The following is an 18,522-nucleotide window of genomic DNA, read 5'->3' on the forward strand; positions in this document are numbered from 1 at the left end:
TTATTCCTTGCCCTTATTCACGGAATTCGCCACCAGCGTCAGCAGCAAGACCACCAGGAAATAGGAGATCACCAGGGCGCTGGTGAAATGGCCGCTGCCGTTGCGGCTATTATAAAGATAGACCTGCAGCGTCTCGAAACGGTTGCCCACCAGCAGGTTGGCAAAGACAAACTCGCCGATAAGGAACGAGAACGACAGCAATACGGCAATCATGCAGCCCTTGCGCAGGTTGGGCAGCACCACCAGTAGCGCCGCCCGCCAGGTACTGGCGCCGAGCAATTGGGCGGCATCCATCAAATCACGCAGGTGGATGGCCTGCATATTGTTGGTGATCGCCCGATAGATAAACGGCAGCGCGATGGTGAAATAACAGCCGATTAAAATCCACGGCGTGCCGGTCATGGCCAGCGGACCGTCGGAATACAGCTGCAGCAGGCCCACCGACGACACTACCGGCGGCACGGCGAACGGCAGCAGGATCAGAATATTCATCAGGGCATCAAGCTGCGGGAAATAGTAAGCAATCACAAACATTAATGGCAATACCAGTACAACGGCAAGGGCCAGCGCGCCAAAACAAATCAGCAGCGAATGCCACAGCGCCGTCAGGAAACGCGGATCCTGCCAGAGCTGGGCCATCCATTTTAAGGTGAACCCTTCCGGCAACACCGTCGACCCCCACTGGCTGGAAAAAGCGTAAACCAGCGTCGCCACCAAAGGCAGCAGCAGGATAAACAGCAGCACCGCGACCACGGCGCGGTGATAAATGTTTTCAGCACGCGTCATCAACCCCCTCCCGTTTTGCCGCCAACTAACTTATCAGGATCGTACATGGGTATAGCTCCTGCGCATCACCCAGCGATGAACCAGGGTGATAAACACCATCAGCAGTACCAGGAACATGCCCAGCGCGCTGGCCATATTCGGGTCAAGTTCCAGATCGCCCGCCACCAGGGCGGCGATACGGATTGGGATAACGTTGAAATTGCCGCTGGTCAGGGCAAAAATCGTGGCGTAGGCGCCCAGGGCGTTAGCCAACAGGATAACAAAGGTGCCCAGCAGGGCCGGCGCCAGCACCGGCAGGCCGATATGCCGCCAGTAACGCACCTTGCCCGCGCCCAGCAACGCGGCGGATTCGCGCCAGTCCTCGCGCAGGCCGTCAAAGGCCGGATACAGCAACAGCACCCCGAGCGGGATCTGGAAGTAGGTGTACAGCACCATCAGGCCGGTTTTGGAATAGATGCTGAAGTCCCCGAGCCAGCCATAACGGCGCAGAATAAGCGTAACGCAGCCGTTGGTGCCGAGCAGGATGACAAAAGCGAACGCCAGCGGGACGCCGGTAAAATTGCTGGTCATATTGGTAAAGGACATCACGGCGGTGCGCAGGCGCGTCACCCCGAGCTGGCGCAGCGAGTAACTGCCCACCAGGGCGATCAGCAACCCGAATACGCTGGACCAGAAGGTGATTTGCAGGGAGAAGTAGATCGCCTGCCGGTAAAACGGCGAGCCGAGGATTTGCCGATAGTTATCCATCCCCCAGCCTTCGATGTCGCTGTTGAAGCTATGCACCGCCATCCACGCCAGCGGCGCGATTTGGAAAGCACAGAACACCAGCGCAAAAGGCAGCATGACCAATACCGCCAGCCATTTGGCCTTCATTTCAACAGCTCCGCGCAGGCCGGCCGATCGTGTTCAACCCCCAGCAGGCTGCAAAGGGTGCCGCACAGTTCCGTCTGGCGCGGCGCGGCGGGCGCCTGGCTAAAAGCCGCGCCGAACACAAATAACGGCACCTGGCGCTCTTCGGGCAGGATGCCGCCATGGCTGCGATCGTCGTTCATGCCGTGATCCGCCGTGACGATCACCTGATAACCGGCTGCCAGCCACGCGGGCATATATTGCGACAACAGGCCGTCCGCGGTGCGGGCCATATTACGGTATTGCGGCGACGACAGGCCGAAGCGATGGCCCGCGTCGTCGATATTCATGGGATGAAGCAGCAGGAAATCCGGTTGGTGGCGCTGGCGCAGGCTTTCCGCATCTTCAAACAGATGGGAGTCGGGATAATGGTCCGCATGATAAAAATGCCCGTACTGGATAGCCGCCTCCGGCGCGACGGTATGGCGATCGCGCACGGCATCGAAGGGGGCGCGGTTATACAGTTCGCTCACCCAATAATAGGCCGCCGCCGCGGTGGTAAGGCCGGCGGCGCGGGCAAAATGAAAAATGCTGCGATGATGCGAAAGCCTCACCACGTTATTATGCACGACGCCGCTCGCCACCGGCGGCACGCCGGTAAGGATACACTCATAGAGCGGTCGCGATAATGACGGCAGCTCGCAGTCCAGTTGATAGAGGCATCCATGCCCCGCCGCGCACTCAGCGTGCAGATATCCCATGGCGTCGTAGGCCACCGGATAGCTTAGTCCGTCCAGTATCACCAGCAGGGTTTTCATCACGCCTCCTTTACTGCGGCATGACCATCATGACATTCTCCTGCCACAGGCGCGGCAGTTCCTTGGCGCTCTTTTCCCAGGCAACCGGATCGGCGATGGGATGGGCGTTTTTATACTGTTCGATAGGCAGCAGCTTGGCTTTCACGTCATCCGGCAGCGTCAGCTTTTCCACGCGGATCGGGCGGGCATAGCCCCGGGCCAGGTTGATCTGTCCGGCATCGGAGAAAATATATTCGCGCGCAAACTTGGCCGCATTGGGATGTTTGGCATATTTATTTATAATCGTGGTATAGCCGGAGGTAATGGAGCCATCGGAGGGGATCAATACATCAAAACGGGTCTTGTCGATGGTGTCGCGGTAATTAAGGCCGTTGAAATCCCAGACGATGCCCACATCCACTTCGCCTTTTTCCAGCGACGCTATAGTCGGGTTGTTCAGTCCCAGGCGTCCCGCCTTGGCCAGCTTGGCAAAAAATTCCAGGCCCGGCTTCAGATTCTTTTCATCGCCGCCCATGGCATAGCTCGCCGCCAGCACGCCGTTGGTCGCTTGCGCCGCGGTACTGACATCGCCGACGGTCACCTTATAATCGCCTTTCAGCAAATCGGCCCAGCTATGCGGCGTTTCTTTTACCGTTTGCTTGTTCACGATAAAAGCGATGGTGCCGGTATACGCCAGCGCCCAATGGCCGTCTTTGTCCTTCGCCCAGTCGGGAACCTGATCCCAGGTACTGGGTTTGTAAGGCAGCGTTACGCCTTTTTGTACCGCCACCGGCCCAAAGGACGATCCCACATCGCCGATATCCGCGCTGGCGTTGCCTTTCTCAGCCAGGAATTTGGCGATCTCCTGCGCTGAACTCATATCGGTATCGCTATGCTTCAGGCCGTATTTGCCGGCCAGATCCGCCCAGGTATCCTTCCAGTTTGCCCAGCTGTCAGGCATGCCGACACTATTGACCTCGCCTTCCTGGCGCGCCGCTTTCTCCAGGGCCGCGACATCCGCGGGCGCGGCGAAACCGGCCGGGCTTGCCATCAGGATGGCGGTGGTTAACACAGAAGCGAACAGAAGTTTCATAAATGATGCTCCGGGTGAAGGAATGAAGGTGACGAACTCTACTGGTCTAGTCCAGCAAGAACCAAGCCAATCTACCGAAGTAAGATGAATATTTGATGTCAGTAATTCTTTTAGCCGATTTTTTGTTATGGTTTTACCACCCCATCCGCAAAGGCAGAAAAATGTGCACTATGAACAGGCAGGCCGGTAAAAAAAATGCTGCATAATGGCGCTTCTTTCAGCGCCAGCCTGTCCCGGCAAAAAACCGTTACCGCGATTTGCCAGGCGATCGCCGGCTGGATTGCACAAGGGGACTTGACGCACAACGATCGCTTGCCCGCCGAGAGGATGCTAAGCGAACAATTTGCCACGACCCGCATTACCCTGCGGGAAGCGTTGGGGCAGTTGGAAGCCCAGGGGCTGATTTACCGCGAGGAACGCCGCGGCTGGTTTGTCAGCCCGCCGCGTATTATCTATAACCCGCTGACGCGCAGCCATTTCCATGCCATGGTGCGCGAGCAGGGGCGTAAACCCGCCACCGAGGTATTGGATGCCAGCGAAATGACGACGCCGGCGGCGATATGCGCGCATTTGGCCTTGCCGTCCGGTTCACGGGTATATTGCATACGCCGGGTCAGGCGCATTGACGGGCGTGCGGTGCTTTACGTGGAACATTATCTGAATCCGGCGTATTTCCCGGCGATTTTGCATGAGGATCTGACATCCTCGCTTACGGAACTGTATGCCAACCAGTATGGCATCCGTTACGGCAAAGTACGTTTCGCCATGCTGCCCACCACCTTTCCGCAGGCGGCGTCGCAGGCGCTGAAATTGGCGGATAACAGCCCGGCACTGTTTATTACCCGTATCAATCGCGATCAGTATGGCCGCATTATTGACTGCGACCTGGAGTACTGGCGCTACGATACCCTGCATATCGACGTAGAGGCGCAGTAGCGCCGGGGGTCATTCACAATGCGTTTTCATGTCCCCACAGATCAAACACCAGCACGGACCCCGCGCCGTCCGCCAGTACCGGGAACAGGATATTTTCACACACGTAAAGATGATGGCGATGGGCCAGGTACTGGTCCAGGGCTGCGCTGTCGGCAAAAAAAAGCCGGAGCAGATGCCTGAAGCCCTTATCCCGTTGTTCCCGGCTGGCATTGTCATGCCACGATGCCTTCAGGATGCCGGGAATATACCGATCCATCGCCAGCAGCGTCGCGGCGACCTGCTGGATCTCCGCCGGCGCCAATGCCGGCCTGAACCGGAACAGGACATTATGTTCAATCATCGTTCTCTCCGATTTTTCATCCCTTGAACCACGCCGCCGTTCAGGGGGAAGGAGGGCTTTTCGCCCCGGACTTGCCATAAGGATAATTGCGCTTCATATAACGATGTGTCGATCTGAAGGCCGCCACCAGCGTCGTCAGAAATATTTTTTGTTCATGTTGATTCATCAGTTGCCCTCTTACCGCTTATTATTTTGTCATGCTAAGTCCGCCATCCCGTCTGTGCGCGCGGTCCCGTACGCCAGGGTGCCTTTTCATGAAGGGTGTCCACAGAGTTGCCTCAATAATAGGGATTGATTACACTCATCCTTGCGTTGCCAGCGGAAAGTGGCGCTAAGTATTTTAAAAAAAATTAATATAATTAAAATAATATAAAACTTTTCTTTCTCAGCTTGTCCTTGAGTACGATTAAATTTAACCCGTCCATCCCAATAGGTAAAATAATTATATTATTAGCTATAATTAATTAGCGTTAAATCATTTAAAACAAAAATTGAATATTGCTAATAGATTCAATATTAAGCATATCGATATTTTTTTCTTATGAAAACGCGCGGGGGGAATGGGGAAAGCACAATGAAGCAGCGCGGCGCGTCAACGCCGGGCCGCCCCGCTATTTTACCGCTGTGACATCCGTGGCCGATCAGTCCGCATCGTAGCCCAGGTTCGGCGCCAGCCAGCGTTCAACTTCAGCGATAGGCATATTTTTACGCCGGGCATAATCTTCCACCTGATCCCGCTGGATCTGCGCCACGGCATAATATTTACTGTCGGGATGGCTGAAATACCAGCCGGAGACCGACGCGCCGGGCCACATGGCATAGGACTCCGTCAGGCGCATCCCGGCGGTGTCGTCCACATTCAGCAATTGCCAGATAGCCGCTTTCTCGGTGTGGTCGGGACAGGCCGGATAGCCGGGCGCCGGGCGGATGCCCTGGTAGTTTTCCCGAATCAATTCGTCATTGCTCAGGTTCTCGTTGGGCGCGTAGCCCCAGTAGACTTTACGCACCCGCTCATGGAGATATTCGGCAAAGGCTTCGGCCAGACGGTCGCAAAGGGCTTTGACCATGATTTTATTATAATCGTCCTGTTGGGCGTCAAAGGCCGCCGCCAGCGCATCTTCCTCCAGACCGCCGGTGACGGCGAACGCGCCCAGGTAGTCCGCCTTGCCACTGTCTTTCGGCGCCACAAAATCCGCCAGGCAATAATTGGCGAATTCGCTTTTCTCCGTCTGCTGACGCAGATGATGGCTGACCACCAAAATTTCGCGCCGGCTTTCATCGCGATAGATTTCGATGTCGTCGCCCACCCGGTTGGCGGGAAAAATACCCACCACCCCGCGCGGGTTAAGGGATTTTTGCGCGGAAAGCTGGTCCAGCAGGGCATTGGCGTCGTCAAACACGCGTTTCGCCTCGGCGCCGACCACTTCATCCTCCAGGATGCGGGGGTATTTACCCGCCAGCGACCAGGTCATAAAAAACGGCGTCCAGTCAATATAGTTGCGCAATGTCTCGATAGAGGCGCTGACGGACTGAATGCCCAGGCGATGGGCCACCGGGGGAATATAGCTATCCCAATCGATGGCCAAGTCGTTATCGCGCGCGGCCTGCAGCGAGACCGGCGGCGTACGGGGCTTTTTGCGGCCATGCTGGATGCGCACCGTGTCATACTCCTTACGGGTACGCAGTATAAATTCATCCCGCTGCTCGTCCGACAGCAGGGCCGACACCACCCCCACGCTGCGCGAGGCATTCTGCACATACACCGTCGGCCCGCTGTAGTTTTTCTCGATTTTAACCGCGGTGTGCGCCTTCGAGGTGGTGGCGCCGCCAATCAGCAACGGCAGGGTAAATCCCTGGCGTTCCATCTCTTTGGCGACGTTGACCATCTCATCGAGCGAGGGCGTGATCAAGCCCGACAGGCCGATAATATCCACGTTGAATTCCCGCGCCGCTTTCAGGATCTTATCCATCGAGACCATCACGCCCAGGTCGATGATTTCGTAGTTATTGCATTGCAGCACCACGCCGACGATATTTTTGCCGATATCATGCACATCGCCTTTCACCGTCGCCAGCAGAATCTTGCCGGCCGCCTTTTGCTTTTCTTTTCCCGCCTTGATAAAGGGTTCCAGATAGGCAACCGCCTGCTTCATGACCCGCGCCGACTTGACCACCTGCGGCAGGAACATCTTCCCGGCGCCGAACAGGTCGCCCACCACGTTCATGCCGGCCATCAGCGGCCCTTCAATCACCTCAATGGGCCGCGCCGCCTGTTGCCGCGATTCTTCGGTATCCGCTTCGATGTATTCGGTAATGCCTTTTACCAGCGCGTACTCCAGCCGTTTATTGACCGGCCAGCCGCGCCATTCCGCCTGCTGTTGTTTCGTATCGTCGTCGTTTTTGCCAACGCGGTATTTCTCCGCCAGATCCAGGAGTCTTTCGGTGCCGTCGGCGCGCCGGTTGAGCACCACGTCCTCTACCGCCTCGCGCAGCTCATCGGACAGGTCGTCATAGATGGCCAGCTGGCCGGCGTTGACGATCCCCATATCCAGGCCGTTCTTGATGGCGTAATAAAGGAACACCGCGTGTATGGCCTCGCGTACCGGCTCGTTGCCGCGAAACGAAAACGACACGTTGGATACCCCGCCGGAAATCAGCGCATGGGGCAGCTCGGCCTTGATATCGGCACAGGCGCCGATAAAGTCCTGGGCATAGTTATTGTGTTCTTCAATCCCTGTGGCGATGGCAAAAATATTGGGGTCGAAGATAATATCTTCCGGCGGGAAACCCACGGTTTCGGTCAGGATGCGGTAAGCGCGGCGGCAAATGTCTATCTTGCGCTGCCGGGTATCCGCCTGGCCCTCTTCATCAAACGCCATCACTACGACCGCGGCGCCGTAACGGCGCACCAAACGGGCATGGTGGATAAAGGCGGCCTCGCCTTCCTTCATCGAGATGGAATTAACGATGCCCTTACCCTGGATGCACTTCAGCCCTTGCTCGATGACGTCCCATTTCGACGAATCGATCATAATCGGCACCCGGGATATATCCGGTTCGCCGGCGATCAAATGCAGAAAACGCACCATGGCGGCGGCGGAATCCAGCATGCCTTCATCCATGTTGATATCAATGATCTGCGCGCCGCTTTCCACCTGCTGCAACGCCACCGCCAGCGCCTCATTATATTTTTCTTCTTTGATCAGGCGCTTGAAGCGCGCCGAACCGGTAACGTTGGTGCGCTCGCCCACGTTGACGAACAGCGTATCCTTGGCGATATTCAGCGGTTCCAGGCCCGCCAGACGGCAGGCTACGGGCCGTTCCGGCAGGACGCGCGGCGCTATGCCCTCGACGGCGCGCGCCATGGCGGCGATGTGCGCAGGCGTGGTGCCGCAGCAGCCGCCGACGATATTCAGGAAACCGGAAACGGCCCATTCCTTGATCTGCCCGGCCATTTCATCCGGGCCGAGATCGTATTCGCCAAAGGCGTTCGGCAATCCGGCGTTGGGATGGGCGCTGACATAACAATCGGCAATGCGCGACAGCTCGGCCACATACTGGCGCAGCTCATCGGGGCCTAAGGCGCAGTTCAGGCCAAAGGACAGGGGCTTGACGTGGCGCAGGGAATTATAGAAGGCCTCGGTGGTCTGGCCGGAAAGGGTGCGGCCCGAGGCATCGGTAATAGTGCCGGAAATCATCACCGGCAACTGTACGCCCATGGCCTCGAATTCGGTTTCGATGGCGAATATCGCGGCCTTGGCGTTAAGGGTATCGAAAATGGTTTCCACCATAATCAAGTCCACGCCGCCCGTCACCAGAGCGTGAACCGCCTCACGGTAAGCGCTCACTAACTGATCAAAACTGACGTTGCGGAACGCCGGATCGTTAACGTCCGGCGAAATGGAGGCGGTGCGGTTGGTGGGGCCGAGGACGCCGGCCACATAGCGGGGTTTCTCCGGCGTGCGCGCCGTCCATTCGTCCGCGCTGCGCCGGGCCAGCCGGGCGGCCTCGGTATTCAGCTCGCCGACCAGCGACTCCATATGGTAGTCGGCCATGGCGATGGCGGTAGAGTTAAAGGTGTTGGTCTCAAGGATATCGGCGCCCGCGGCCAGATAGTCGTGATGGATAGCGGCGATCACCTCGGGCTTGCTCAGCACCAGCAGATCGTTATTGCCTTTCAGATCGCTCGGCCAGTCGGCGAAACGCGCCCCCCGGTAGTCCTCTTCCTCAAGCCGGTAACTCTGGATCATGGTGCCCATGCCACCGTCCAGCACCATGATGCGCTGTGCTAATTGCCTGCGCAGTCCGTCCACTCGATTGTTCACCATTACCCCATCCACCGCTGAAAAAATCATCTTTTATGAAGCCAAAACAGGCAGAACATCCTAGCATAAATTACAGGCAATCGACGCCGAAGGCGCATGAGACTTTTTCAAATCCCACCGGTCCGGCCCGAAACGATGCTGTGCGATGTAAAAAGAATGTTTCAGATTACATTTTTAATTTGAAGCAGATCACAATTAGCGCGAAAAAACGACAAAGCATCTGGAAACCGCAGCAAAAATCGGGATAATGTTACCGGTAACATCACTACACTCTTTTCTGGCCACGGAGCCTTACGATGACAACAACAGCTAACCATATCTTCGTTTTAATGGGCGTTTCAGGCAGCGGCAAGTCCGTGGTGGCCAACGCCCTGGCCCGTGAGCTATCGGCCGCGTTCCTTGACGGCGACTTTTTGCATCCGCGCGCCAACATCAACAAAATGGCGGCGGGACAGGCGCTTAACGACGACGATCGCGCGCCCTGGCTGGCGGCAATCAATGATGCCGCGTTTGCGATGCAACGTACCAACGCCATTTCCATTATCGTCTGTTCGGCGCTGAAAAAACATTATCGCGATCGGCTGCGGGAAGGCAACGCCAACCTGTCCTTCCTGTATCTCAAGGGCGAATTCGATGTGATAGAAGCCCGGATGAAAGCGCGCAAAGGTCATTTCTTCAAGACCCAGATGCTGGTCACTCAATTCGATACCCTGGAAGAACCGGGCGCCGATGAAAAGGACGTCCTGGTGGTGGATATCAACCAGCCGGTGGACGGGGTCATCAACGATGCCCTGCGCTGCATCAAGGAACAGATCGGGGCAACGGCGGCTGACCTCCCGCGCGCTTAAGCAGCGATCGGCACAGCAACTATGCTTGTTATGCCAGGGATAATCATTGTCATACCCGGCCGGTAATCTCCAGAGGGCGCATCCGGCTGTTTAAGCTTTTTTAGCTGAAACGATTCAATTTTACAATATCGCTGTAATAGCCGGCAGGCCGCTTCGCTACCAATAGGTTGTCATTATAAAAAAAGCGATTCGACGGTTTGTCCGGCGGCTGGGACACCAATTCCGTTGTTGAGCCAGGCTCCGCCGACGGCAAGAGCCAGGCTTGACCATTCAATCTTAAGTGTGAGGCAGATATGAATCCTACCGTAGCCCGGGTGACGCAACGCGTTATCGACCGTTCTTTACCCACCCGCACCGCTTATCTGGCGCGCATCGACGCCGCACGCGTCAAAACGGTTCACCGGTCGCAGCTGGCCTGCGGCAACCTGGCCCACGGCTTCGCCGCCTGCCAGCCCGATGATAAGCTGGCGCTGAAAAGCATGACCCGCAATGATATCGCCATTATCAATTCTTACAACGATATGCTGTCCGCCCACCAGCCTTACGAGCATTACCCGCAACGCCTGAAGGACGCCCTGCACAGCGTCGGCGCGGTAGGCCAGGTAGCCGCCGGGGTACCGGCGATGTGCGACGGCGTGACCCAGGGACAGGACGGCATGGAGCTGTCGCTGATGAGCCGGGAGATCATCGCCATGTCCGCGGCCATTGGTTTATCCCATAATATGTTCGACGGTGCCTTATACCTCGGGATTTGCGACAAGATCGTCCCCGGGCTGGTGATGGCGGCGCTGTCCTTTGGACATCTGCCGGCGGTATTCGTCCCCGCCGGACCGATGGCCAGCGGTTTGCCGAATAAAGAAAAAGTACGCGTACGCCAGCTCTACGCCGAGGGCAAGATAGACCGCGCGGCCATGCTGGATGCGGAAGCGGCGTCATATCACAGCGCCGGCACCTGTACCTTTTACGGCACCGCCAACTCCAACCAGATGGTCATGGAAATGATGGGCCTGCATTTACCCGGCTCATCATTTATCCAGCCCAATACCCCGCTGCGCGACGCCTTGACCGATGCCGCCGCCGTACAGGTTACGCGCCTGACGGAAAACAGCGGCAACTATCTGCCGATTGGCCGGCTGGTGGACGAGAAGGTGATCGTCAACGGCATTATCGCCCTGCTGACCACCGGCGGTTCCACCAACCACACCATGCATTTGGTCGCCATGGCCCGCGCCGCCGGCATTATCATTAACTGGGACGACTTCTCCGAATTGTCGGACGTCGTGCCGTTGCTGTCGCGCATTTACCCCAACGGACCGGCGGATATTAATCAATTCCACGATGCCGGCGGCGTCCAGCTTGTGATACGCGAATTGCTAAAAGGCGGCCTGCTGAATGAAGAGGTCAATACCGTCGCCGGTTTCGGTTTAAGCCGTTACACCATGGAACCCTGGCTGGATCAAGGAGTGCTGGCCTGGCGCGAAAGCACCGAAATCTCGCTCGATCCCAAGGTGATAGCCAGCATCGATAATCCGTTTGAACATCACGGCGGCACCAAGGTTCTGGACGGCAATCTGGGGCGCGCGGTGATGAAAACCTCAGCCGTACCCGTGGCCAACCAGGTTATCGAGGGGCCGGCGATGGTGTTTGAAAGCCAGCATGACGTGGGTCCGGCCTTTGATGCCGGCGAATTGAACAAAGACTGCGTGATCGTGGTGCGCTACCAGGGACCGCGCGCCAACGGCATGCCGGAGCTGCATAAACTGATGCCACCGCTGGGCGTGCTGCTGGATCGCGGCTACAAGGTCGCCCTGGTCACCGACGGACGTTTATCCGGCGCGTCAGGCAAGGTGCCGGCGGCCATCCATGTCACGCCGGAGGCCTATAACGGCGGATTGCTGGCGAAAATCCAGACGGGCGATCGGGTGCGGGTGAACGGCGTTACCGGCGAGCTGTCGTTGCTGGTGGACGCCGACGAACTGGCGCGGCGGATCGTGGCGCGGCCTGATTTAAGCGCGGAGCATATCGGCTGCGGCCGCGAACTGTTCGGCGCGCTGCGCGGGCAACTCTCCGGCGCGGAACAGGGTGCGAGCTGCATTCCCTTTTAATCCAGGGTGGGATTCATTTTTTTCAGATCGTATGGCGTAATCTGGTAAACGTAGTAGTTCAGCCAGTTGGCGAACAATAAATGCCCATGGCTGCGCCAGCTGGCCCTGGGCGGCAGGTCTGGATTATTATCCGGGAAATAGTTAACCGGGATGGCGGGATTCAGGCCGGCCGCCAGATCGCGATGATATTCGCCGGCCAGGGTTAAGGCGTCGTATTCCGGATGACCGGTGACGAAGGCCAGGCGTTTATCGGGACTGGCGAATAGATAGGCGCCGGTTTGCTCCGATTCCGCCAGGATCTCCAGGTCGGTATATTGACGGATAACGTCGGAGGGGAAGTCGGCATAGCGGGAATGCGGCGCCAGAAACGTCTCGTCAAACCCACGGGTCAGCAAGGCATGCGGCTTAAGGGTGTTATGCTGATATACGCCGGCCAGCTTCTCCCGCCGGGTCATTTTGGGAATGTCGTATAAAATATTCAGCGCCGCCTGTACCGCCCAACAGACGAACAGGGTCGAGGTGACATGTCCTTTAGCCCATTGCAACACCCGGTCTATCTGCGGCCAGAAAATCACGTCCTGAAAGTCCACCAGCCCCAGCGGCGCGCCGGTCACCACCAGACCATCGTAGTTTTCATCCTGGATATCCTCAAAATCACAGTAAAAGGTGTTGAGGTGTTCCGCCGGGGTGTTTTTCGACTCATGATTGTCAATACGCAACAGCTGAATATCAATTTGCAGCGGCGAGTTGGACAGCAGTCTCAGGAACTGATTTTCCGTCTCGATTTTTTTCGGCATCAGATTAAGGATCAGCACCTTTAGCGGACGTATTTCCTGGGTGCGCGCGCGGGAAGTGGTCATAACAAACACGTTTTCGTTACGCAGGAAATTCACTGCTGGCAACTCATCAAGAACCCGAATCGGCATAACTATAGAACCTCAAAGCATACGTATAAACGTTTAGACATCCAGATGCCCACGATAGCGTTTTTAGTAAATGATGTCGAGTGTTCAACCATTAGTTGAAAATGTTTCATCTTTAGCGAAACATTTTCTTTATTACTTCCAGCTTGCCGAACCGCTGATTGTTACCGGACGCAGGGCAAGCCCGCGGCATCGGCCAGCATCTGGATAAAGGGCAGCGTCAGGGCGGAGGCATCGCAGGCGTGACGGTGGAGCAGCCAGGTTCTGTTCTTAACCGCCTGGCCGTCCACAGTGATGGGCAGACGGAACAGTGAATCCGGCAACGGCAAATAGCTGGAGATAATGGCGTAACCTAAGCCATGGTTCACCATGGCCAGGCAAACCTCCAGTTTGTCCACCGTCATGGCGATACGCGGCGCCAGGGAAAAATTGGCATTCCACCAGCGCTCAATCAGTTGGGTAATATGCGGCCCATGATTAATTTTAATCTGTGGCAAATGAGGCAGCAGGCTGAAATTAAGCTCATGCTGGCTTATCAGGTAATAACAATCCTCATCGATCAGCCGTTTGCCCTCTTTCCAGTTAAAATCATCTTTCACCAGCGCCAGATGAATCTCATCCCGTTGCAGGCGCTGGAAAATTTCTTCGCTGTAACCACTGGTAAGGCTAATGCTGACGCCGGGATATTGCCGGCGAAAACGTTCCAGCAAGGCGGGCAGGCGGTAGGCGGCATAATTACTCGACACCCCGATGCGGATCTCCCCTTGCTGTTGCTCATCCAGGCTATGCAGGTTGATTTTCAGCTGCTGCATGTCCCTAAGCACCTTATCGGCATGGCTGGCCAGAAATTCCCCCTGCGCGCTGAACGCCAGGCCTTTGCTGTTCTCGTCAAATAACTGGATCGCCAGTTTGCGCTCGATTTGTTTTAAGCGATAACTCAGCGCGGGCTGGGAGGTATATAACTGTTCCGCGGCGCGGGTGATATTTTTATGCTGGTAAACGGCCCGGATAATGAGCCAGTCTTTTTCATTCACGGCCGGTGTCCATGGGAAATTATCTTCCACTATAAAATATTTTTTGGCTTAAGGATGCAAGTCATAAAAACGCTCGATTGGGCTTAGCAGGGAAAATCGCCTATATCTGCGGTATAAGATATTGATGCTGCGCTGAAAACGCACCAAAACAGGGAGACACCATGGCGATTGGCACCATAAGCGAGCAAAAGAATAAAATTATTTATGCTGTTGATGACATGGCTGCGCAGTTAGAACAGCTGGCGTTGCAGATCCATGGCAATCCGGAGCTGAGCTTTAACGAAACGCAGTCCGCCGCCGCGCTGATCGCGCCACTGAGGAGCGCGGGTTTTGTCATTGAACAACCGCTGGGCGGCCTTCCTACCGCCTTTCGCGCCACTTTTGACAGCGGCAAACCCGGACCGGTGGTGGCGCTGCTTGCGGAATACGACGCGCTGCCAGAACTGGGGCATGCCTGCGGCCATAATCTTATCGGCACCGCCTCGGTGGGCGCCGCGCTGGCGTTAAAGGCCGCCTGCCCTGAATTAGGCGGGCGCCTGCTGGTGATCGGTACCCCGGCGGAAGAAGAAGGCGGCGGTAAAATCATTCTCGCCGATCTGGGCATATTCGATGCAGTGGATGCGGTGATGATGGTCCACCCGCGCGAGAAAACCATGGTGGTGCGCGGCGGACTGGCGTGCGTGGATGCGGTATTTAAATTTTACGGCAAGGCGGCGCATGCCTCGTCGGCACCGCAGAAAGGCATTAGCGCCCTGGACGCGGTCATCCATACGTTTGTCGGCATTAATGCCCTGCGCCAGTTCTTCACCGACGATGTGCGGGTACATGGGATTATTACCGATGGCGGCAGCGCCACTAATATCGTGCCGGCCTATGCCGAGGCAAAATTCCTGATGCGCGCGGCGACGGTTAACGGGTTGCGGCTGGTGCGGGATAAAGTGTTCGCCGCAGCGCAAGGCGCCGCCGCGATAAGCGGCGCCAGGCTGGAAATCGAGCCGGGCCTGACCTATGCCGAACGCAACAACAACCTGGCCCTGGCCATGGGTTTTCAACGCAACCTTGAGCTGTTGGGCATCGACGTGTTCGATCCGCCGGTAACCGGTGGTATCGGCTCGTCCGATATCGGTAATGTCAGCCAGGTCACCGCGGCCATCCATCCTTATATCCGCATTGGCGACGTTTTCCCGCATACCCCTGAGTTTGCCCAGGCGGCGGCTTCGCCCGCCGGCCTGGACGGCATGCTGCAGGCCGCCAAGGCGCTGGCGATGACCGCCTTTGACCTGAATCAGGATCGCTCGCTATTGCAGGCGGTAAGAGATGAATTTTCGCGCTGGAAGCTCGCCAACCAGGCCGGGCAGGAGGAATAAAATGAAAAACAGAGGGGTACTCGCGTTACTCGGCATGGTTATGGGCGCAACGGCGGCACAGGCGGCCGGTGAAACGGTGCGTATCGGCGCCGATCTGACCTATCCCCCGTTTCAGTACCGGGAAGCGGACGGTACGCCGCGGGGCTTTGAAATCGATATTACCCATGCCGTCTGCCGGGCAATGGCGGTGCAATGTCAATTCGTGGTCAGTAGCTTTGACGCGGAGATTCCCTCGCTGCTGGCTAAAAAAGTCGATGTTATTTCGCCGCTGGGAGCGACCGAAAAACGCAGGAAAGCCATCGACTTCAGTGATTTCGTTTACCATATCCCCACCCGGCTGGTGGCGCGCAAGGGCAGCAACCTGCAGCCGGACGTGGCATCGCTGCAGGGCAAGCATATCGCCGTCCAGCAGGGCACCATCCAGGAGATGTATGCCAACCAGTTCTGGGCCGCCAAGGGCATCGATATCGTCCCTTACGCCGATCAGGATATGATTTATCAGGATTTGGCGGCGGGACGGCTGGACGGCGCATTAAGCCCGGCGGTAGCGGTCACCTATGGTTTCCTGAATAAACCCGAAGGCAAGGATTTCGCCCTGACCGGACCCGAAGTACGCGATGATAAACTCTTCAGCATCGGTTCGGCCTATGGTTTTCGCAAAGATGACGAAAAGATCAGGGCATTGCTAAACGAAGGTTTGGCTAAAATCAAGGCCGACGGCACGTGGGAAAAGATCAAACAGCAGTACTTTGGTGATATCGATTTGTCGGTTCATCAACCGGAGCAGGCCGATGCCAGTCACTGAGCCGCACGCAGGGACGCTATTGCCGCTGATGGACAGCCTGTTGCGGCAGTTCTCGCAGTTGCACCGGTTATCCGGCAGCGACGACGCCGAACGCTCGGCCGGCTATCTGGCAGAGGTGCTGAGCCGTCATGGCCTGTCGCCGCGCATTGAGCAATGTTCATTGTTGTTAAGCAATCCCCTTTCCGGCAGTCTGCAACTGCCGGACTACCCGGCATGGCGCTGCGCGGCCAAGACTCGCTCTTTCTCGGCCAGTTGCCCGCTGGGCGTGGACGCTGCGCTGTTTTACGACGCGCGCGCCACGGACCCGATACCGGATAATCAGATGGCGCAATGGTCCGCCCAGGTGAAAGGTAAGATTGTCATTGCCGATCAGGGTTTTGAAGATTATGTACAGCGGCTTGATGCCGCCGGCGCGTTGGGTCTCATCCATATCTGGTGGTCGGGCGAAACGGCGTTGCATGAGGAAACCGTCGGGCCGATCTGGGGCACCCCGGTGCCCGACGATCGCCATCGTTATCCGCGCCTGCCGGTCATCTCGATCAACCAGCAGCAGGGGCGCGAGCTGCTGGCGCTTTATCAACGGCACCCCGCCCCGCTTACCGCGCGTCTGCGCACCGAGCTGCAGGTGGCGGTTTCCACATGCAGCCTGCCGGTGGTGGAGATAGCGGGAGAATCTCCCGAGTTTGTCCTGTTATCTTCCCATTATGATTCCTGGCATGAAGGCGTTACCGACAATGCCACCGGCAATGCGTTATGTCTGGCGATGGCCGTTCATTTTCATCAGCATCGCCATGAGTTAACACGGGGTCTGCGGATTGCCTGGTGGCCGGGCCATTCGAATGCCCGCTATGGGGGGTCGACCTGGTATGCCGACCGGTTTCGTCATCAATTGGCTCAACATTGCGTGGCGCATATTAACGTTGATTCCCCCGGCTGTAGGGAAGCATTGCAGGTAGTGATCAACGCCAGTGGGGCCGAACAGCCTGATTTCCTTAACCGCGCGGTGCGTCGGGTAACCGGTAGTGCGGCACAACGCATTACGCCGTTGGGCAAAGGAGGCGACCAGTCTTTTTGGGGCAGCGGTTTGCCGCTGCATTTCGCCCTGCGCGAAGAGCCGGTAAATAAGAATACGCTGTCGCCGGGCAGCGGCGGCGGCTGGTGGTGGCATACCGAAGCGGATACCTATGATAAGGTCGATCTGGCTATTTTATGGCGTGACAGCCGGATCCATGGTTACTGGCTGGCGGAGCTTCTAACCGCTACGGCGTTACCGCTGGATCCGCTGGGCTATCGGGATCGGCTGTATAAAGAAATGGCGGCGTTGCAAGATCAGCTGGATCCGGCGTTTGACCTGAGTCCGGCGCTTGACGCCATGGTGGGTCTGCGGGACGATTTGCAGCGGGTGGTAGCATGTTGGCAATACGATACTCAGGCATGGCAGCCGGCAATAATCAAGGTGCTGGCCTTATGGCACCGCCTGCGCTATAGCTCGGTCGATGATTTTCATTACGACCTGAGTTATCACGGCGGCGCATTTCCCGGGCTGCGGATCCTTAAAGATCAGGCCGCCCAGGCCACGCCTGAAACCTTTTTGATGATGACCACCCAGTTCCACCGCCAGCGGGATCGGGCGCTGGATCTGCTGGAGCGCAGCGCGCAAGTCCTGCGTACGGCATTATCGCGGGATCGGCCATAGCGCCCGGGTAGCGAACCGCCAGGGTCACGGACATGAAAAAGCCCTCTGTTTTCTTTGAGGGCTTCGCCAATTGGATGCCTGGCAGTGGATGCCTGACTGCGTCAGGCACCCTGCGGGCCGTCGCCTGCGGCTCCGTTCCACCGGCGTTGCCGGTGGTCCTACTCTCTTACTCGAGTAGCGAACCGCCAGGGTCACGCACATGAAAAAGCCCTCTGTTTTCTTTGAGGGCTTCGTCAATGGGATGCCTGGCAGTGGATGCCTGACTGCGTCAGGCACCCTGCGGGCCGTCGCCTGCGGCTCCGTTCCACCGGCGTTGCCGGTGGTCCTACTCTCTTACTCGAGTAGCGAACCGCCAGGGTCACGCACATGAAAAAGCCCTCTGTTTTCACAGAGGGCTTCGTCAATTGGATGCCTGGCAGTTCCCTACTCTCGCATGGGGAGACCCCACACTACCATCGGCGCTACGGCGTTTCACTGCTGAGTTCGGCATGGGGTCAGGTGGGACCACCGCGCTAGTGCCGCCAGGCAAATTTCTCGTCTCATCCTGAGACTCGCCCTGCGGGCCAGCGCTGTGCGCTGTACAAAATCGCTCCCGGCGATTTTGTCATTTCCCCTGTG

At 57.3% G+C, this 18,522-nt stretch carries 14 protein-coding genes and 1 rRNA gene; 6 read left to right on the top strand and 9 right to left on the bottom strand.

Translation table 11 applies throughout. The annotated features are described in order from the left end of the window. From ACL2XN_RS16410 to ACL2XN_RS16425, 4 genes are read right to left on the bottom strand one after another with little or no spacing between them, the layout of a single operon-like run. Positions 1-786 (bottom strand): ABC transporter permease, encoded by a 786-nt coding sequence (locus tag ACL2XN_RS16410; protein ID WP_410012637.1) that lies wholly within the window; start codon positions 784-786, stop codon positions 1-3. 33 nt (positions 787-819) lie between these two features. After that, entirely contained in the window at positions 820-1,659 is an 840-nt protein-coding gene (locus tag ACL2XN_RS16415; protein WP_410012638.1) for an ABC transporter permease, read from the bottom strand. Beyond that, on the bottom strand, positions 1,656-2,453 hold the full coding sequence (locus ACL2XN_RS16420) for an alkaline phosphatase family protein (RefSeq protein WP_410012639.1): 798 nt from the start codon (positions 2,451-2,453) through the stop codon (positions 1,656-1,658). Before ACL2XN_RS16420 ends, ACL2XN_RS16415 begins: the two co-directional genes overlap by 4 nt. Positions 2,454-2,463: 10 nt before the next feature. Further along, complete coding sequence (locus tag ACL2XN_RS16425; protein ID WP_413721832.1) at positions 2,464-3,525, bottom strand: ABC transporter substrate-binding protein; 1,062 nt, start codon at positions 3,523-3,525, stop codon at positions 2,464-2,466. A 195-nt stretch (positions 3,526-3,720) separates the two neighbouring features. Here ACL2XN_RS16425 and ACL2XN_RS16430 point away from each other — a divergent pair, with 195 nt between their 5' ends. Then, complete coding sequence (locus ACL2XN_RS16430; protein ID WP_410012641.1) at positions 3,721-4,461, top strand: UTRA domain-containing protein; 741 nt, start codon at positions 3,721-3,723, stop codon at positions 4,459-4,461. Between the two features lie 13 nt (positions 4,462-4,474). On the opposite strand, the gene ACL2XN_RS16435 is transcribed toward ACL2XN_RS16430, so the two are convergent. Both ACL2XN_RS16435 and metH read right to left on the bottom strand, forming a co-directional pair. Then, positions 4,475-4,801: a Dabb family protein gene (locus ACL2XN_RS16435; RefSeq protein ID WP_410012642.1), complete on the bottom strand. Its 327-nt coding sequence runs from the start codon at positions 4,799-4,801 to the stop codon at positions 4,475-4,477. Positions 4,802-5,442: 641 nt separating this feature from the next. Further along, positions 5,443-9,129 carry a methionine synthase gene (metH, locus tag ACL2XN_RS16440; RefSeq protein WP_413729091.1) on the bottom strand — a complete coding sequence of 1,229 codons (3,687 nt, stop codon included), beginning with the start codon at positions 9,127-9,129 and terminating at the stop codon, positions 5,443-5,445. Between the two features lie 293 nt (positions 9,130-9,422). Here metH and gntK point away from each other — a divergent pair, with 293 nt between their 5' ends. Both gntK and edd read left to right on the top strand, forming a co-directional pair. Further along, the gene (gntK, locus tag ACL2XN_RS16445; protein ID WP_413721830.1) at positions 9,423-9,974 is read left to right on the top strand and encodes a gluconokinase; all 552 of its coding nucleotides are present in this window, start codon (positions 9,423-9,425) and stop codon (positions 9,972-9,974) included. 293 nt (positions 9,975-10,267) lie between these two features. Beyond that, positions 10,268-12,079, top strand: coding sequence for a phosphogluconate dehydratase (gene edd / locus ACL2XN_RS16450; RefSeq protein ID WP_413729092.1), 1,812 nt, complete (start codon positions 10,268-10,270; stop codon positions 12,077-12,079). Here edd and metA read toward each other — a convergent pair. Both metA and ACL2XN_RS16460 read right to left on the bottom strand, forming a co-directional pair. After that, the gene (metA, locus tag ACL2XN_RS16455) at positions 12,076-13,005 is read right to left on the bottom strand and encodes a homoserine O-acetyltransferase MetA (protein WP_410012646.1); all 930 of its coding nucleotides are present in this window, start codon (positions 13,003-13,005) and stop codon (positions 12,076-12,078) included. The two genes, edd and metA, sit on opposite strands and share 4 nt — an antisense overlap. 161 nt (positions 13,006-13,166) lie before the next feature. After that, positions 13,167-14,036, bottom strand: a complete 870-nt coding sequence (locus ACL2XN_RS16460; protein ID WP_413729094.1) for a LysR family transcriptional regulator — start codon at positions 14,034-14,036, stop codon at positions 13,167-13,169. A gap of 161 nt (positions 14,037-14,197) precedes the next feature. On the opposite strand from ACL2XN_RS16460, the gene ACL2XN_RS16465 reads away from it, so the two are divergent. From ACL2XN_RS16465 to ACL2XN_RS16475, 3 genes are read left to right on the top strand one after another with little or no spacing between them, the layout of a single operon-like run. Further along, entirely contained in the window at positions 14,198-15,403 is a 1,206-nt protein-coding gene (locus ACL2XN_RS16465; protein ID WP_413729095.1) for a M20 family metallopeptidase, read from the top strand. Position 15,404: 1 nt separating this feature from the next. Beyond that, on the top strand, positions 15,405-16,208 hold the full coding sequence (locus ACL2XN_RS16470; protein WP_413721826.1) for a transporter substrate-binding domain-containing protein: 804 nt from the start codon (positions 15,405-15,407) through the stop codon (positions 16,206-16,208). Further along, positions 16,195-17,904, top strand: coding sequence for a M28 family peptidase (locus ACL2XN_RS16475; protein WP_413729096.1), 1,710 nt, complete (start codon positions 16,195-16,197; stop codon positions 17,902-17,904). The genes ACL2XN_RS16470 and ACL2XN_RS16475 overlap by 14 nt, the downstream gene beginning before the upstream one ends. Positions 17,905-18,314: 410 nt before the next feature. Here ACL2XN_RS16475 and rrf read toward each other — a convergent pair. Next, positions 18,315-18,430: ribosomal RNA gene (gene rrf / locus ACL2XN_RS16480) — 5S ribosomal RNA — on the bottom strand. Positions 18,431-18,522: the final 92 nt, after the last annotated feature.

Source organism: Sodalis sp. RH22 (assembly GCF_047324165.1).
In the GTDB taxonomy this organism is placed as follows: Bacteria; Pseudomonadota; Gammaproteobacteria; order Enterobacterales; family Enterobacteriaceae; genus Acerihabitans.

What these genes read in the sequence shown, in the direction of transcription:
- ACL2XN_RS16475 (WP_413729096.1), top strand. Translation starts at nt 16,195, where the DNA reads ATGCCAGTCACTGAGCCGCACGCAGGGACGCTATTGCCGCTGATGGAC.
- ACL2XN_RS16415 (WP_410012638.1), bottom strand. Translation starts at nt 1,659, where the DNA reads ATGAAGGCCAAATGGCTGGCGGTATTGGTCATGCTGCCTTTTGCGCTG.
- edd (WP_413729092.1), top strand. Translation starts at nt 10,268, where the DNA reads ATGAATCCTACCGTAGCCCGGGTGACGCAACGCGTTATCGACCGTTCT.
- ACL2XN_RS16435 (WP_410012642.1), bottom strand. Translation starts at nt 4,801, where the DNA reads ATGATTGAACATAATGTCCTGTTCCGGTTCAGGCCGGCATTGGCGCCG.
- metH (WP_413729091.1), bottom strand. Translation starts at nt 9,129, where the DNA reads ATGGTGAACAATCGAGTGGACGGACTGCGCAGGCAATTAGCACAGCGC.
- ACL2XN_RS16410 (WP_410012637.1), bottom strand. Translation starts at nt 786, where the DNA reads ATGACGCGTGCTGAAAACATTTATCACCGCGCCGTGGTCGCGGTGCTG.
- ACL2XN_RS16425 (WP_413721832.1), bottom strand. Translation starts at nt 3,525, where the DNA reads ATGAAACTTCTGTTCGCTTCTGTGTTAACCACCGCCATCCTGATGGCA.
- ACL2XN_RS16465 (WP_413729095.1), top strand. Translation starts at nt 14,198, where the DNA reads ATGGCGATTGGCACCATAAGCGAGCAAAAGAATAAAATTATTTATGCT.
- gntK (WP_413721830.1), top strand. Translation starts at nt 9,423, where the DNA reads ATGACAACAACAGCTAACCATATCTTCGTTTTAATGGGCGTTTCAGGC.
- metA (WP_410012646.1), bottom strand. Translation starts at nt 13,005, where the DNA reads ATGCCGATTCGGGTTCTTGATGAGTTGCCAGCAGTGAATTTCCTGCGT.
- ACL2XN_RS16470 (WP_413721826.1), top strand. Translation starts at nt 15,405, where the DNA reads ATGAAAAACAGAGGGGTACTCGCGTTACTCGGCATGGTTATGGGCGCA.
- ACL2XN_RS16430 (WP_410012641.1), top strand. Translation starts at nt 3,721, where the DNA reads ATGCTGCATAATGGCGCTTCTTTCAGCGCCAGCCTGTCCCGGCAAAAA.
- ACL2XN_RS16420 (WP_410012639.1), bottom strand. Translation starts at nt 2,453, where the DNA reads ATGAAAACCCTGCTGGTGATACTGGACGGACTAAGCTATCCGGTGGCC.